Origin of the sequence: Paraburkholderia sp. RAU2J (assembly GCF_003634845.1) — a bacterium.
GTDB classification, from domain to species: domain Bacteria; phylum Pseudomonadota; class Gammaproteobacteria; order Burkholderiales; family Burkholderiaceae; genus Paraburkholderia; species Paraburkholderia fynbosensis.
On the sequence record NZ_RBXG01000002.1, the window covers coordinates 1,640,292 to 1,655,407 of the forward strand.

A 15,116-nucleotide genomic window follows, 5' to 3' on the forward strand; every position below is an offset into this window, starting at 1 on the left:
TATCGACCTGTCCGAGGAAATTAGACCACTACATGCTCCGGACGGCACGCCAGCCCCTCAGCGCTTCCCGATCCGCAGCGCATCCGCGTAACCGGTCAGCTCGAGATAGCCCCGCCCCGTCCCGTCACCTTCGCGACTCACCTTCACCGCCCCTTCCCAGTACACCGCGCCCGTTGACTGCCGCGAATCGAGCTCCTGATCGTCCATCAGCGGATCCAGTCGCCACCTCAGCGTGCCTGTTCTGACGGCCATCGAAACGGGATACAGCGTGTTCGTGCGCGTAGAGCGCCAAGTGTGCACCGGTGTGAATTCGACCTGGTCAGGGCCGAACGTGGTCATCCGGCCAGCAGGGTCACGAAGGGCCGCATGCGCCCATATCGCGTGCCCATTGCGACTGCGTATCCTGAATGCCATCAGGGCCGAGCCATCAGCGAAGTTCGCCCCCAGCCAATCCCATCCGACGGCATTGGCGTCGAGTAGCGTACTCGACCATTCGTGATCCAGCCACGCCACGCCCGTCACGGCGGTATTCCCGCGCGACGAACTCGCCAACCCATTCGGACGCACTACGCTGCCAGTCACGCGCAGTTGCGGCTCGCTGTAGTAATAGCTCGCCTGTTCCGGTCGTGGACCTTTGCGCGAATATCCGCGATCACCCTGGATCAATGGAGCTTGCGTCGGCGTCAGTGTGAGATGCAGCGAGAATCCATTAGCGTCGGCGGTGACGTCGTAGCGGCCCTCCGTAGTGCGAACGATTTTCCATGCATCGAGCTTGACGTTGGTATTGGCCGGTTGCGCATAGGCGAGTCCGAAGCCTTGACGCGCGATGCGCTGATCATGCGCCAGGTGTCCAAGTGCTGGATCGCTTAACGCGGCATGCGCAATGATCAACTGCGACGGCGCGAAAGTACTCGGATCGGTGGCGTCGTGATCCGTCGCCGAGCGGAAAAACGTGATCTGAAAACCAAGCGGCTGATTGTCGGGCGTGGTGAGCCAACCCGTCGCGTACCACCACTCGGTGCGAAAAGCCGGGTGAGCGCCGCTGTCCTGCGGCAAGGAAACCGGATGGTCGGGCGTGACCGCGGCGAATTCGACAGGCGCGCCGAACACGGACGATGCGGCGAGTAGACTCAGACAAAGCAGACCGCGAAGGCGAGAATGCAATCGCGGCGGATTTGTCCCGAAAGGAGAAGAATGCGGCGCTGCGCACGGCATCTCGCACGGCGAGGCCGCCTCAATAACATGAGATGCGGACACATCCCGTGCGGCGAGCGCAATCCAGGGCATAATTCGAGACACAATTCTGTGCGACGTGAAGCAGGACCCTCCGGCTACATCAAAGCAGGTAGCCGCCTCCGGCATCGCCCCACACGCCGGATCCCGCACCAGATCCGGCACTGAATCACTCGCCAACTCCCGCATCACCAATCCTCCTTCACCGCGCGCACCGCATCCACCGACACCGCGCTGCGTCCCGCGATCACCGCCGTCGAGCATGACGAAGCCAGCATGACTAGCGCGACCGTCCCCAGTGCCGCCCACGGCACATGGAGCGACATGCTCCAATGAAACGACTGCGGATTGACAACGAACACGAGAATCAGGCTGATCGCGAAGCCGAGCACGAAGCCCATCGCGATGCCGCAAACTGTGAGCATGCCGCTTTCGAGCGCGAGGATCGCGAGAATCTGCGCGCGTGTCACGCCGACGTGCCGCAGCATGCCGAACTCACGGGCCCGTGCGAGCGCCTGCGCAGAAAACGTCGCCGCAACGCCGAACAGGCCGATCACGATAGCGACCGCTTCGAGCAGATACGTGACCGCAAAACTCCGATCGAAGATCACCAGCGTACGCGCGCGAATCTCGCCCGGTTGCGACAGGTCCAGCGACGCGCCGAAGGGCAATGCGCGCAGTCCGGCCATCACGCTGTCAACGCGCACTCCCGGTTGAACGGTAACGGCAACATCGGTCGCGCCCGTATCCTCGGTGAGACGCCGGTAGTCGGCAAGCCGTATCTGGATCGCGCCGCTCTGCCGCACGTAATCGCGCCATACGCCCGCGACGACGAACACGTGGCCGCCGCCGCCGAGCGGCAACTTCACACGCTGACCGAGTCTGTACCCATAGAGATCAACCATTGCTTCGGATACCCAAACAGGTGTTTCGCCGCTGCGCAATTCGGAGGGCGGCAATATCGCGCCGGTCATCTGCAGATTCGCGCCAGGCTCCGCGGCGTCGATTTCGCGCGCGAGTACGGCGACGTCCGGGCGCGCCGGATCGAGTGTGAGACGCGAGGTGCGGGCAAACGCGGCGCGCCTGATGCCGGACACGTTCGCGAGCAGCTTCTGCTCGTCGGGGCGTAACCCGCCGGTGTCGCCGTTCCGCGCCACTCGCACGTAGAGATCGGCGGAAAGCAGATGAACCAGCCAGTCTTCGACGGACACGCGAAAGCTCGCCACCATGATCGCCATCGCGACGATCAGCGCGAAGCTCGACAACACGCCGCCCATGGCGATCGACGCGTGGCCCGGCGCATTCGCGAGGCGCGCCAGCGCGAGCGTGCTCGCTGCGCCTGCGCGGCGGCGTCCCGCATACGCGCGGGCCGCCGCGCCGAATATCAGCCCGGTGACGCGCGGCATCAGCGCGATCCCGCCGACCAGTAGCAGCGCGACGGCCACATAGCCGCCAATCGGCGCATCGAACCATGGCGGCAATTGCGTAAGAAACGCAGCGGCCAGGAGGCACAGCAGCGCAGGCCATGGCGTGGCGAGCCGGGCCAACGCGCCTTCCTCCGCGCCTGCCTTGAGCGCCGCCGCCGGCCGCGCGCGCGCCGCCTCCAGCGCGGGCGCGAGGCTGCCTAATACCGACACCGCGATGCCGAGGATGAGAAACAACGCGCTGGCCAACGGTTCGAAACCGACCTGCGGCTGCACGCCGGGAAAGTAGCCGCCACCGAGATCACTGCCGAAAAAATGCAGCGCGCCGCGTGCCATCGCATAACCCAGCGCGAGCCCCGACAGCGAACCCAGCAGTCCCAGCAGCGCGCCTTCCAGCAGGATCTGCCGCAACAGTTGAGCGCGCGTCAGTCCGAGCACGCGTAGCATGGCGAACTGCGCGCGACGCCGCACGACGCCCAGCGCCTGCGTTGAAAATACGAGGAAAGCGCCGGTGAAGAGCGCCACCAGCGCGAGCATATTCATGTTGATCCGGTAGGCGCGCGACAGGCGATCGGTGCGGCTTTCGGCGTCGCGGGCTTCGGCGACCACCCACCGGTTACCAAGCCGCGCCTGCAGATCACGCTTGAAGCGTTGTCGATCGACGCCGCGCTCGAGTTGCACGTCGACGCGCGACAGCTTGCCCACCTTGCCGAACTTCCACTGCGCGGCGGCGATGTCCATCACCGCGATCCGCTGACCCGGGCGGGTCCTCACGAGGCCGCCCGCGACGCGAAAATGCACGATCGATGTACCGCTTTGCAGCGCCACGTCGTCGCCGGTTTTGACGTGCAGCCATTGCTGAGCGGCCGACGAGAGGAACACGGTATCGGACGCGAGCGTATCGAACGGGCGGTCCGGCGACGGCACGCCGGTCAGATCGGGCGCGATCCTGCTCGCCTTGAAGACGTCGGTGCCGAGCACCTGCAACGACGTACTCTGACCGGGTACGCTGACATCGAGGGCGAGCACCGGGCTCGCTAGCGCGACTCCGGTTTCGTTCGACAGGCGCGGGTAGAGCGACTCATCGAAGAAAGGCTGCGCGCCACGCACTTGCAGATCCGCTTCGCCCGAAAGGCTGCGGGCCGCCGCCGAGAATTCGTTGAAGGCCGCACTGTTAATCAGTTGCACCGCGTAACCGAGCGCGACACCGAGCGCGATCGCCGCGACGGCAACCAGCGCGCGTCCGCGATGACTGCGCCATTCGGCGCCCAGCAGCCAGCGTGCGAGAACGCGGTGTCCCCGCGTGCGCAGCGGGGGGCGGAAATCAGCGCGCATCGTCGGCAGAACGCGCGGATTCGTGCGAGAAAGCGTGGCCGAAAAGCGCGTGCCCGGCCGAGGGCGCGTGCAGGCCGCCGTCGCTCAGAATCAGGATGCGGTCGGCCACCGCCGCCGCGGCTTCCGAGTGCGTCACCATGATCGTGGCCGCGCCGGTCGCCTTGCTTTGCGCGCGGAACAGCCCGAGCACCTCGTGCGCGGTGTGGGGGTCGAGATTGCCCGTTGGTTCATCGGCGAGAATCAGCTTCGGACGATGTACGAGTGCCCGCGCAATCGCCACGCGCTGCAGCTCGCCGCCAGAGAGCTGCCGCGGAAAATCGTCGCCGCGGCCGTGCAGGCCGACCGCCGCCAGCATGTCGAGCGCGCCGGCAGTAGGAAGCTCGTTGAGCAGCAGCGGCAGTGCGACGTTCTGCGCGAGCGTCAGATGCGGCAGCACGTGAAAGGCCTGGAACACGAAGCCGAGTTTTTGCCGGCGCAGACGGGTCGCCGCGTTGTCGTCCAGCCGCGCGACAGGCGTGCCGTCGATGATGACGTCGCCGCTATCCGCGCTGTCGAGTCCCGCGATCAGATTGAGCAGCGTCGATTTTCCCACCCCGGAGTCGCCCATGATCGCGACGAATTCTGCGGGTTCGAGTGTGAAGTCGAGGCGTGCGAGGACGATGCGGCCCGTGCCGTACTGCTTGCTCAGCCCGCGGCATTCGAGTGCGGGAACGACTTCGTCACGAAACGCCATGCGGGATCCGAAGAGTTTGACGGGCGAAGGGCGGTGTCCGGGCAGGGAGCTGGGTATGCGCCGTCGGATGCTGATCCGCCTGCAGACCGCCGAAGTATATTCGGCATCTGTAAGTTATGCGCAGGCGGGATGCATCGCTCGGGGCCGAGCGCAGACATAATCCGTCGCCTCGATTCAGGCACCTTTTTCAGATGAAGTGTGACGCCGATGTACAGTGCCGGAGCGAAAATTTTTTTGTTCGTAAACGCGGAGAAATTTTTGCGGAAGGCCCGAAATCGGCGCCCGGCGGGCGCCGAAAAGGAGCACGATCCGTTCCAGCCTGAGCCGCCCTCAGAATCGATTCTGCAAGAGCGGCTAATCTGCTGTCAATTTGTTACCTTCTGTGTATAAAATCCGCCCCTTACTTTGGGTTCGCGCGAGCTTGTGCAGGTGCACATTTCTATGCGTTTCGCAAGCGCTTGTGGGGCAATAATCTATTTCCGAGGGCATTGCAGCATTGTTGCGCTGCAAAAGTTTTCTTATCTTGGTAATCTCCCACCCTTGGTCATTCGGCTGCGGGTAAACGTGTAGCGGACGCCACCGCTTCCACGTCAATTTCAGCGAAATCCAGCTTACATATCCATGTCAATGCTTTCTGTTTTGAAGGCGTTGATGCGGCGTTTTGTACTTCAAGTTTTTGACAGAACACATGCCATCGCCTCTTCTTAGCCTTCTCATCTGGATCCCTATTGTCGCCGGGCTCGTCGTTTTGCGTGCCGGATCTGACGCGGCACGTAGTCGCACTCGTTGGCTCGCACTCGCTGGCGCGGTCGCAGGCTTCCTGCCGGTGATTCCGCTGGTCGCGAATTTTCGCAACGACGTCACGTCGATGCAGTTCGTCGAGAACGCCCGCTGGTCGCCGACGTTCGATATCGCCTGGCATGTGGGCGTGGATGGGATTTCGCTTTGGCTCGTCGCGCTGACCGCGCTCACGACGATCATCATCGTGGTGGCGTCGTGGGAGTCGATTACCGAGCGGACCGCGCAGTACTTCGGCGCGTTCCTGATGCTGTCGGGCTTCATGCAGGGTGTCTTCACGGCGATGGACGGCATGCTGTTCTTCATCTCGTTCGAAGCGACGCTGATTCCGCTGTATCTGCTGATCGGCACGTGGGGGCATTCGAACCGCTCGTACGCCGCGGTGAAGTTCTTCTTCGTGTCGTTCCTCGGCTCGCTGATGATGCTGATGTCGATGCTCTACCTGTACAGCCAGACGCACAGCTTCGACCTCGCGCTGTGGCGTGAAACGCAACTCGGCACGGTGCCGCAGATGCTGATCTTCCTCGGCTTCCTCGCCGCCTTCGGTGTGAAGGTGCCGATGTGGCCGGTGCATACGTGGCTGCCCGACGTCCACCTTGACGGCCCGACCGGCGCCGCAGTGATGATCGGCATGCTGAAGCTGGGCGGCTATGGCTTGCTGCGTTTCGCGCTGCCGATCGCGCCGCAGGCGAGCCACTTCTTCGCGCCGATGATGATCACGCTGTCGCTGATCGCGGTGATCTACTCGAGCCTGCTGGCGCTCGTACAAACCGACATGCGCCGCCTGCTCGCCTATTCGACGATTGCGCACATGGGTCTCGTGACGCTCGGCCTGTTCGTGTTCAACCGCATCGGCCAGGCCGGCGCGATCGTGCAGATGCTGTCGTACGGCGTGGTGTCCGGCGCGATGCTGCTGTGCACAGGCATGCTCTACGACCGCACGAAGACCGCGTCGATCGCCGAGTACGGCGGCGTCGCCAACACCATGCCGCGCTTTGCCGCGTTCGTGATGCTGTTCTCGATGGCCAACATCGGTTTGCCGGGCACGTCGGGTTTCGTCGGCGAATTCATGGTGCTGATGGGCGCGATCCGCTTCAACTTCTGGATCGGTGCAATCGCCGCTTCGACGCTCGTGCTTAGCGCCGCCTACACGCTGTGGATGTACAAGCGCGTGATCTTCGGCGCGATCGCCAACGCGCGCGTCGCGAAACTGAAGGACCTCGGCAATCGCGAGTTCGTGCTGCTCGGCGCGATGGCCGTGCTGGTGCTGGCCATCGGCCTGTACCCGAAGCCGTTCACCGATGCGATCGATCCGTCGGTCGGCACGCTGCTCGCTCAGTCGGAGCGCTCGGCTCATCCCGCGGACGACGCCGCGCCTGACGGTGGCGAGCATCTCCAAGCCGCAGCCCCGGCGCCGGTTGCAACCGCGGTCCGCACGCCGGGCTGATGTCAAGAGGTGTGGTGCGGTTGCAGCATGCGCAATCGCGGATGCTGCTTCGCATATGCAGCTTCACGCCTCGCAGAAATCCCCGGTGCACCTCTCGCGCGGAGCGGCCATTCGGGCCGCACTACGTTTTCAGGGCCATTTGCAGGGGAGTTTTTGTGATGGGTCAACTTTTCAGTGCTTTGCAGTAGAGCATTGCAACCCCCGCTTGCACACAGGTGTGCGGCAACGTGTCGCACTGTGGTGCGACGCAATAGATCGTTGCGAAATCGAGGGTTTATCGCCGATCGACGCGCCCCTATTATGCGAGCGCTTATTAATGGAGAGCGGTCGAATGACGTTCGTTGAAGTCGTAAAAGAGAGGCAAACGATATGAAAGGAAAGACTCTACGAGGGTCGTTAAGTTTCCTTTCCGCCAGCCTCGTGTTGTTGCTCTCGGGTTGCAGCAACCTCGATATCCTGAATCCGAAGGGGAGTGTGGGACTGGCGGAACGTGATCTGATCGCGATGTCCACCTGGGCCATGCTTATTGTCGTCGTCCCGGTGATCTTCCTCACGCTGCTGTTCGCGTGGCGTTATCGCGCGTCGAATAGCAGCGCTGAATACCGTCCGAAGTGGGTTCACTCAACAGGTATCGAAATCGCCGTCTGGACGATTCCGACGCTGATCATTCTGTTCCTGGCCGTGTTGACGTGGAAGAGCACGCATGAGCTCGATCCGTACCGTCCGCTCGAGTCGCAGGTCAAGCCGATCAACGTCGAAGTCGTCGCGCTCGACTGGAAGTGGCTGTTCATTTATCCCGACCTCGGTATCGCGTCGGTGAACCAACTCGCGATCCCGGTCGGCACGCCGGTGAACTTCGTGATCACCTCCGATACGGTGATGAACTCGTTCTTCATCCCGCAGCTCGGTGGCCAGATCTACGCGATGGCAGGCATGCAAACGCGCCTGCATCTGATCGCGGACGAAGCCGGCGACTATGCCGGTACCGCGGCCAACTTCAGCGGCAAGGGCTTCTCGGACATGAAGTTCCGTACGCTCGCCAAGTCGCCGGAAGAGTTCAACGCATGGGTTGCGAAAGTGCGCGCGTCGTCGGATAACCTCAGCATGGACCGCTACCACACGGTATCGGCGCCGAGCGAGAAGGACCCGGTGCGCTACTTCTCGTCCGTCGATCCGAAGCTCTTTCACAACATCATTGCCCGATACAACAACGGTAACGTCATGGACAACATGAAGGACGCCAACTGCGGGCCGAAGGGATAAGCATGTTCGGAAAACTCTCACTAGACTCGATCCCGTACCACGAGCCGATCATCATGGTGACGGCGGCCGGGATTGCCATCGGCGGTGCGCTGGTTCTGGGTCTGATCACCTATTTTGGCAAGTGGCGCTACCTGTGGACCGAATGGCTCACGTCGGTCGACCACAAGAAGCTGGGCGTGATGTACATCGTGGTTGCGCTCATCATGCTGTTGCGCGGCTTCGCGGACGCGATCATGATGCGTACCCAGCTAGCGCTGTCGTATAACGCGCCAGGCTTCCTGCCGCCGCACCATTACGACCAGGTTTTTACCGCGCACGGCGTCATCATGATTTTCTTCGTGGCGATGGCCTTCATGGTCGGCCTGATGAACATCATCGTGCCGTTGCAGATCGGTGCCCGCGATGTCGCGTTCCCGTTCCTCAACTCGTTGAGCTTCTGGATGACTGCGATCAGCGTGATCCTGATCAACATCTCGCTGGTGATCGGTGAATTCGCGCAAACGGGCTGGCTGGCTTATCCTCCACTGTCCGAATTGCAGTTCAGTCCAGGTGTCGGGGTCGACTATTACCTGTGGAGTCTGCAGCTCTCCGGTATCGGCACCTTGCTGACGGGGGTGAACTTCTTCGTGACTATCGTGAAGATGCGCGCGCCGGGCATGACGTTCATGAAGATGCCGGTGTTCACGTGGACCGCGCTGTGCACGAACGTGCTGATCATGGCGGCGTTCCCGATCCTGACCGTCACGCTCGCGCTGCTCGGTCTGGACCGTTACCTCGGCATGCACTTCTTCACGAACGATGCCGGCGGCAACGCGATGATGTACCTGAACCTGATCTGGGCATGGGGTCACCCTGAGGTGTACATCCTGATCCTGCCGGCGTTCGGTATTTTCTCGGAAGTCGTGGCGACCTTCGCGAAGAAGCCGCTGTTCGGCTACAAGACGATGGTGTGGGCGACCTGCGCGATCATGGTGCTGTCGTTCCTCGTGTGGCTGCACCACTTCTTCACGATGGGCTCGGGCGCCGACGTCAACGCGTTCTTCGGTATCGCGACGATGGTCATTGCCATTCCGACCGGCGTGAAAGTGTTCAACTGGCTGTTCACGATCTACAAGGGCCGTCTGCAATTCACGACGCCGATTCTGTGGACCCTCGGCTTCATGGTCACCTTTACGATCGGCGGTATGACCGGCGTGATGATGGCGATTCCGGGCGCGGACTTCGTATTGCACAACAGCCTGTTCCTGATCGCTCACTTCCACAACGTGATTATCGGTGGCGTGCTGTTCGGCTACCTGGCCGGTTTCAACTACTGGTTCCCGAAGGCGTTCGGCTTCAAGCTGAATGAGGCGTGGGGCAAGGCATCGTTCTGGTTCTGGCAGATCGGTTTCTGGGTTGCGTTCACGCCGCTGTACGTGCTGGGCTTCATGGGCATGACGCGTCGTCTGAATCACTACGACAATCCGGATTGGCATCCGTGGCTGATGTTCGCGTGGGTCGGTGCGGTTCTGATCGCAATCGGTATCGCTTGCCAGGTGGTACAGCTGGTGGTCAGCCTGCGCGATCGCAACCTTCCGCAAAACCGCGACGTCACGGGCGATCCGTGGGACGCTCACACGCTGGAATGGGCAACGAGCTCGCCGCCGGCGTCGTACAACTTCGCGATCATTCCGGACGTGCGTGAGCTGGATGCATTCGCTGAAATGAAGTTGCGCAAGGATCAGCCCAAGCCGGTGTATCGCGACATTCACATGCCGTCGAACACGTCCGCGGGTCTGGTCGTGGCCGTGTTCTCGCTGGTGCTGGGTTTTGCCGCTGTGTGGCACATCTGGTGGCTTGCCATTGTCGGTCTGGTCGGCTCGATCGCTACTGTGATCGTCTACAGCTGGCAGAAGAACGAAGGCTTTTACATTCCGGCCGCCACGGTCGCGGCGATTGAAGAGAAACGCTCCGGTGCCGGTGCGCCGGTCGCGTTGGAGGTGGATTGATGTCAAACAACACGCTTACGGCTGACTCGCATCACCACGATGCGCATCACGCCGATCACCCGCCGTCGCATTCGGTATTTGGCTTCTGGCTGTACCTGATGACCGACTGCATCATCTTCGCGTCGCTGTTCGCAGTGTTCGCGGTGATGGGCCACCAGTTCGCCGGCGGCCCGACCGGTAAGGATCTGTTCGAGATTCCGGGCGTGGCGCTGGAAACGACGATGCTGCTGCTGAGCAGTATCACGTACGGTTTCGCGATGCTGGGCGCGCACAAGAACCGCAAGGGCGCATTGCTTTTCTGGCTCGGCGTGACGTTCCTGTTGGGCCTCGCGTTTCTCGTGCTGGAAATGCGCGAGTTCTCGCACCTGATCGCCGAAGGCGCGGGTCCGAGCCGCAGCGCGTTCCTGTCGTCGTTCTTCACGCTGGTCGGCACGCACGGTCTGCACGTCACGTTCGGCCTGATCTGGATGGTCGTGCTTGCCGTCCAGGTGCTGGGTCACCGCGACCTGACCGAACGCGACATGATCCGTCTGACGTGCCTGAGCCTTTTCTGGCACTTTCTGGACGTCGTGTGGATCGGCGTCTTCACCTTTGTCTATCTTGCGAGCGTGATCTAAATGGACCATAGCCATAACGCACACTCGGGTGGAAGCCACGGCAGCTTCGGCAGCTATATGACGGGCTTCGTGCTGTCCGTCATTCTGACTGTCGCGGCGTTCGGCCTCGTGATGACGGGGACGTTGACGGGCCAGAACGCGCTGTTCGCGATCGCGGCCCTCGCGCTCGTGCAGATCGTCGTGCACCTGGTGTTCTTCCTGCACATGAATACGTCGTCGGAGCAGCGCTGGAATGTGACGGCGTTTGCTTTTACTGCGTTGACCGCTGTCATTGTGATTGGCGGGACGTTGTGGGTCATGCATAACGTCAGCATGAACATGATGTCGCGGTAAGTTGTAGAACGCTTCGGCGTGAAGGAAAGCCCCGCAAGACGGAAGTCTTGCGGGGCTTTTTCGTTGGAAGCGAATTAGACAGCAGTACCTATTGCCGGATCGAAACGCAAACGTTAGCTGGAAATCGCTCGACCCGCTCGAGGAGCGGATCCTCGCGCTGGTCGCGCGCGCGAGTCAGGCGGATGTGATCGCGTCCCGGCGGCGCCGCATTGATGGTGGGCGACTGTCTTTCGCATGGGAGACGCGCGCAGCTAAAGAGATTCACGCTCGCATCGAGGCAAGCCGATCGGGGGCGGGCGGCAACGACAGTTCGGGCTCGGCTGCTAGCAGTGGAGTAAAGAGTAGGCAGGGAGGTCAGCATCGCGGCTACACTGACGCCAGGGAAATTTGGAACCGCGGGATGTTGGTACAAGGAGGAACTCCAATGACTGCTCTGCTTGACTGGTTCGCGGCGGCAAGGTGGCGCATGTCGCTGTCTCACTGCCTCGAGGGATTGCTGGTTCAGCTGCCGATCGGGCTTTTGTTCAACTTTCGAATTGGAGCGCTTGCCGTGATCGTCTGGTATTGGTCACGCAAGAAGCTCGAGTGTGAGCTCGAAACCCTGAATGTCGAAGAATCGCTTGATTTCGAGACACATGCGTATACCTGGTCGATCGGCTGGTTTCCATGGCACTGGGATGCGTACAAAGTATTGGACGTGGTCCTGCCGGCGTTGTCCGCGACGTTGATCGCAATGGCCATGCGCAATTACAGTGGGCTGCTATCGCTAGTTTAGTGAGGGTCCCTACTGCTGATGTCGACGAGGAGATTTGTGTCGAAAGAGGAATGCGTCTCGGTATCAGCTTGAGCGCCATATTGATGCCATATTGATTGTTGAACTCGTTACTTCTGTGGGCGTGACCGCATCGCGTTGCCGACACGAAGAAATCGTGATGCGCGAACAGGTAACCCATCGGTCTGCCGGTAAAAATCGAGGATTGAAATATTTTTCCATCGTCGCGGGTGAATCGGATCGCGCAAACGTTTGGGCCAAAAATATTGGGCATTACATCGACGATAATCTTTGCGGCTCTTCCAGATAATCAAATGATTTGCAATAGAAAAGGGTTGCGAATGAGTCTGCCCTCGAAGCTGGATCGTTGAGGTGTATGCGGTTTGACTAGTGGCGCGACGGTGGAAAAGCCCGTTCATCAAGGCAACAGCCGTGATTTGTGCTGTAACAGTTGGCAATTCGTATCTGTTGCAAACGCGCGATTTTTCGAAAGATTGTCAATTGTAATGGCAGGAAAGAATTCTCCTGTTGTATGATTGCGCCCGGCGCGCTACCAGCTTGCCATCTCGCCTCTTTCAGGGTGTCTGTTGGCCCGGCACAGCCGGGGTTGCGCTTCATTTTCGTTCCCATCTCAAGCCGAGACGACGAAGGAGCCGACGCTGCAAGCCTTTGCTTTACTGCTTCAAAACTTTTGATCAGCGAATCGATGTTAGCGGTAGCGTCAGGCGATCTGCTCTCGCATCTTTTTTCAATGTCAATCCGCACGTTTATCCTCGGCGCGGCGGCCGCAAAAAACGGATATTTCATTTACAGATCATGCAAAAAGAACATCGCTTGAAATCGAGGGGCGAGTGAGCGCAAATGGGTCGCGTGTGGTCGTTGTCACTGGCGCCAGTGCAGGACTCGGTCGCGCGCTGGCCTTAAGGTATTGCGCGCCTGGTATCACGCTGGGCTTAATCGGAAGAAATGCCGAACGTCTCGAGGCCGTTGCTGACGAGTGTCGCGCGCGCGGCGCGGAAATCGTAATCGGCACCATGGATGTTCGTGATGCGGCTGCGCTCCAGGCGTGGATCTTCGAGTTCGACGCGCAACACCCGATCGATTTGCTGATCGCCAATGCCGGCGTCGCCAGCACGCTCCGCTCAACTGATGACTGGGAAGGCGCCGCTCGTACTGCCGAAGTCGTCGACACCAATCTCTACGGTACCTTGCACGCGGTGCTGCCTGCCATCGAGTGCATGCGCAAGCGGCAGCGCGGCCAGATTGCGATTGTCAGCTCGCTCGCCGGCTTGAGAGGGATGGCAATCTCTCCGGCCTATTGCGTGAGCAAGGCCGCGCTCGTCGCGTACTGTGATTCCGTGCGTCCCGTTCTCGCACGCAACCATATCGGCATTTCGGTCGTGATGCCCGGTTTCGTGCGAACTGCGATGAGCGACGTTTTTCCTGGCAACAAACCCTTCATGTGGAGCGCCGAAAAAGCCGCGTCGTATATCAAGACGCGCCTGAGCCGCCGCCGCGCGGAAATCGCTTTTCCCTTCAGTTTTACGTTCGGTCTCAAGTTGCTGCGCCTGTTGCCAGCGACCGTCGCCGACGCAATCCTTGGTCTCCTGTTTCAGATCCCTCGTCGGAATATGTGAAGTGTTGCCCGATTTCATAGTCGCGGCCGCGCTGGTCGCATGCTCCTTTGCCGTTGAAGCGATCGCTGTCACGCGATCGTCGCTTCGTCGACCGCCAGTTGCGCTGATGCTGCACCTGGCGGCGCTCGCTGTCGTGACGGCAGGTTGCTTCGCGTTGACGGGGCGGCCGTTGTTTTCGGCGGGCGTCGCGCAGGTGTTGATTGGCGTGCTCGCGGTCGTCGGTAACGCCAAGTACGCGTCACTGCGCGAACCGCTAGTCTTCAGCGACCTGAGCCTGTTCAGCCAGGTCTTCTCGCATCCTCGCCTGTATTTGCCGTTTCTCGGTGCCGGCAAGCTTGCCATCTTGCTTGTCGGCATCATGGCAGCGGTGGCGGCGTTCATTGCCGAAAAGCCCGCTGCACTAGGGCACAGAGCTGCCGCGACCGTCGTTATGTTGATTTGCCTGCCGATGTGCATCGCGCTTGCCCGTCGCTTGACGCTCACGCTGCAGCCCTATTCGGATCAGTGCCGATGCGGGTTTTTCGCCGCGTTCGCCGCCTATCTGATCAACGGGATGAGCAGTGCGCAACAGCGCGCCTTTACTCGCGCCACGGCTACCAGCCCGTTTTCGTTCGGTCGTCCGGATGTTCAGCCAGACGTCATCGTCGTTCAGAGCGAGTCGTATTTCGACGCGCGCCGGCTCGGCAAATACGTGTCTGGCGCGCCCTATGAGCATTTCGATTGCGCCAGACGCGAGTCGTTCGAGCAAGGCGAGTTGGCGGTGCCGGCCTGGGGCGCAAATACAATGCGCAGCGAATTCGCGATGCTCACCGGCTTGACGTCACCCGAGCTCGGTTACGCGCGCTTTTATCCGTATATGTTCGTGCGCCGGGCGTGCGCGTCACTGGCGGGCTATTTCAGCCGCGGCGGCTATCGCACGGTGGCCGTGCACCCGTACTACGCGAACTTCTTCGGCCGTCGCCGGGCATTCGCCCACATGCATTTCGACAGTTTTCTGGACATCGAGCATTTCGACGGTGCGTCTCGTGTGGGGCCATACGTCGGCGATCTTCCGGTCGCGGACAAGCTCATTGCGCTGCTGCAGGCCAGTGATGACAAACCCGTGTTTGCGTTTGCGATCACGATGGAGAATCACGGCCCTTTGCATCTGGAGACGGTCTCCCCAGGAGAAGCCGCATCGCGGCACACACTGGGAGACGACGTGCGCTGGCGCGATCTGACCGCCTACCTTCGGCATGTGGAGAACGCGGACGCGATGATCGGCAGGTTGACCGCTTATCTGCGCGAGCGCAAGCGGCCGACAGTCCTGTGTTTTTATGGTGATCACGTTCCTGCCATGTCTTCCGTATTCGATGCGCTCGAAACGGAACCGACTCGCAGTGACTACTTTATTTGGCGCAATTTCGGGAACGACCTCGGCACGCGTCGAGACGTCGGCGTCGAGACCCTAGGTTCCACGATACAGCGCGCGATGACGCACGCAGACCGTGTCGATACCGATTCGCGAAACAAGTTGCAGCAGATGCCGGCATGATG

The 15,116-nt window shown here is 61.0% G+C and carries 12 protein-coding genes; 8 read left to right on the forward strand and 4 right to left on the reverse strand.

Annotation, left to right across the window (positions count from 1 at the left end; genetic code table 11):
* Positions 1-57: 57 nt before the first annotated feature.
* From B0G69_RS24835 to B0G69_RS24845, 3 genes are all read right to left on the reverse strand, one after another.
* A complete protein-coding gene (locus B0G69_RS24835) occupies positions 58-1,215 on the reverse strand; it encodes a carotenoid 1,2-hydratase (protein ID WP_121321926.1) in 1,158 nt (385 codons plus the stop codon).
* Positions 1,216-1,421: 206 nt separating this feature from the next.
* Positions 1,422-3,992 carry an ABC transporter permease gene (locus B0G69_RS24840; RefSeq protein ID WP_121321928.1) on the reverse strand — a complete coding sequence of 857 codons (2,571 nt, stop codon included), beginning with the start codon at positions 3,990-3,992 and terminating at the stop codon, positions 1,422-1,424.
* On the reverse strand, positions 3,982-4,725 hold the full coding sequence (locus B0G69_RS24845) for an ABC transporter ATP-binding protein (RefSeq protein WP_121321930.1): 744 nt from the start codon (positions 4,723-4,725) through the stop codon (positions 3,982-3,984). Before B0G69_RS24845 ends, B0G69_RS24840 begins: the two co-directional genes overlap by 11 nt.
* Positions 4,726-5,413: 688 nt before the next feature.
* Between B0G69_RS24845 and B0G69_RS24850 the strand changes: the two genes are divergently transcribed.
* From B0G69_RS24850 to B0G69_RS24875, 6 genes are all read left to right on the forward strand, one after another.
* Positions 5,414-6,970 (forward strand): NADH-quinone oxidoreductase subunit M, encoded by a 1,557-nt coding sequence (locus tag B0G69_RS24850; RefSeq protein ID WP_121323863.1) that lies wholly within the window; start codon positions 5,414-5,416, stop codon positions 6,968-6,970.
* 369 nt (positions 6,971-7,339) lie between these two features.
* Positions 7,340-8,233 (forward strand): ubiquinol oxidase subunit II, encoded by an 894-nt coding sequence (gene cyoA / locus B0G69_RS24855; RefSeq protein ID WP_121321932.1) that lies wholly within the window; start codon positions 7,340-7,342, stop codon positions 8,231-8,233.
* A gap of 2 nt (positions 8,234-8,235) precedes the next feature.
* The gene (cyoB, locus tag B0G69_RS24860; RefSeq protein WP_121321934.1) at positions 8,236-10,221 is read left to right on the forward strand and encodes a cytochrome o ubiquinol oxidase subunit I; all 1,986 of its coding nucleotides are present in this window, start codon (positions 8,236-8,238) and stop codon (positions 10,219-10,221) included.
* Positions 10,221-10,838 carry a cytochrome o ubiquinol oxidase subunit III gene (gene cyoC / locus B0G69_RS24865; RefSeq protein ID WP_121321936.1) on the forward strand — a complete coding sequence of 206 codons (618 nt, stop codon included), beginning with the start codon at positions 10,221-10,223 and terminating at the stop codon, positions 10,836-10,838. The genes cyoB and cyoC overlap by 1 nt, the downstream gene beginning before the upstream one ends.
* Positions 10,839-11,171 carry a cytochrome o ubiquinol oxidase subunit IV gene (gene cyoD, locus B0G69_RS24870; RefSeq protein WP_121321938.1) on the forward strand — a complete coding sequence of 111 codons (333 nt, stop codon included), beginning with the start codon at positions 10,839-10,841 and terminating at the stop codon, positions 11,169-11,171.
* A gap of 424 nt (positions 11,172-11,595) precedes the next feature.
* Positions 11,596-11,946 (forward strand): hypothetical protein, encoded by a 351-nt coding sequence (locus B0G69_RS24875; protein WP_121321940.1) that lies wholly within the window; start codon positions 11,596-11,598, stop codon positions 11,944-11,946.
* A gap of 384 nt (positions 11,947-12,330) precedes the next feature.
* Here B0G69_RS24875 and B0G69_RS40715 read toward each other — a convergent pair whose 3' ends face one another.
* Entirely contained in the window at positions 12,331-12,750 is a 420-nt protein-coding gene (locus tag B0G69_RS40715) for a hypothetical protein (protein WP_147440766.1), read from the reverse strand.
* A 44-nt stretch (positions 12,751-12,794) separates the two neighbouring features.
* Between B0G69_RS40715 and B0G69_RS24880 the strand changes: the two genes are divergently transcribed.
* Positions 12,795-13,580 carry an SDR family NAD(P)-dependent oxidoreductase gene (locus B0G69_RS24880; RefSeq protein ID WP_121321942.1) on the forward strand — a complete coding sequence of 262 codons (786 nt, stop codon included), beginning with the start codon at positions 12,795-12,797 and terminating at the stop codon, positions 13,578-13,580.
* A gap of 106 nt (positions 13,581-13,686) precedes the next feature.
* The gene (locus B0G69_RS24885; protein WP_121323864.1) at positions 13,687-15,114 is read left to right on the forward strand and encodes an LTA synthase family protein; all 1,428 of its coding nucleotides are present in this window, start codon (positions 13,687-13,689) and stop codon (positions 15,112-15,114) included.
* The last annotated feature ends 2 nt before the right edge of the window (positions 15,115-15,116 follow it).

Coding starts and splice junctions, on each gene's coding strand:
- B0G69_RS24835 (WP_121321926.1), bottom strand. CDS start 1,215: ATGCCGTGCGCAGCGCCGCATTCTTCTCCTTTCGGGACAAATCCGCCG.
- B0G69_RS24840 (WP_121321928.1), bottom strand. CDS start 3,992: ATGCGCGCTGATTTCCGCCCCCCGCTGCGCACGCGGGGACACCGCGTT.
- B0G69_RS24845 (WP_121321930.1), bottom strand. CDS start 4,725: ATGGCGTTTCGTGACGAAGTCGTTCCCGCACTCGAATGCCGCGGGCTG.
- B0G69_RS24850 (WP_121323863.1), top strand. CDS start 5,414: ATGCCATCGCCTCTTCTTAGCCTTCTCATCTGGATCCCTATTGTCGCC.
- cyoA (WP_121321932.1), top strand. CDS start 7,340: ATGAAAGGAAAGACTCTACGAGGGTCGTTAAGTTTCCTTTCCGCCAGC.
- cyoB (WP_121321934.1), top strand. CDS start 8,236: ATGTTCGGAAAACTCTCACTAGACTCGATCCCGTACCACGAGCCGATC.
- cyoC (WP_121321936.1), top strand. CDS start 10,221: ATGTCAAACAACACGCTTACGGCTGACTCGCATCACCACGATGCGCAT.
- cyoD (WP_121321938.1), top strand. CDS start 10,839: ATGGACCATAGCCATAACGCACACTCGGGTGGAAGCCACGGCAGCTTC.
- B0G69_RS24875 (WP_121321940.1), top strand. CDS start 11,596: ATGACTGCTCTGCTTGACTGGTTCGCGGCGGCAAGGTGGCGCATGTCG.
- B0G69_RS40715 (WP_147440766.1), bottom strand. CDS start 12,750: ATGAAATATCCGTTTTTTGCGGCCGCCGCGCCGAGGATAAACGTGCGG.
- B0G69_RS24885 (WP_121323864.1), top strand. CDS start 13,687: ATGCTGCACCTGGCGGCGCTCGCTGTCGTGACGGCAGGTTGCTTCGCG.